The sequence below is a fragment of the Photobacterium sp. R1 genome (assembly GCF_054600795.1).
This window is the reverse complement of record NZ_BAAHZP010000334.1, coordinates 1-315: the sequence shown is the minus strand read 5'-3', so window position 1 is coordinate 315 and position 315 is coordinate 1. Positions and strand designations below refer to the sequence as shown.

Here is a 315-nt window from a genome sequence, read left to right as displayed (position 1 = left end):
CTTATGAAAAAGCCCACAATATTTATGTGCGTGATGATGCCATCGCCTGTGCGGCCGAGCTGTCTTCTCGCTATATCTCAGGTCGTCAGCTGCCGGACAAAGCCATTGATGTGCTCGATACCGCGTGTGCCCGCGTCAATATCAGCCTGCGAGCAACCCCCGCTCCGGTTGAAAGCCTGCAACAGCAAATTGCCTCGCTGAACCGGGAACTGGAAGGTCTGAAGCGCGACGAACTGCAACAAACCGGCGATAAGAAAAACGCTTCCCTTATCCCGCAGATTGAAAACCAGATCACTGATTTAAAAGAAGAACTGA

The 315-nt window shown here is 51.7% G+C and carries 1 pseudogene; it reads left to right on the top strand.

Going from position 1 to position 315, the window contains the following annotated elements:
- A pseudogene (locus tag ACYP03_RS25295) lies at positions 1-315 on the top strand (type VI secretion system ATPase TssH); the annotation flags it as partial.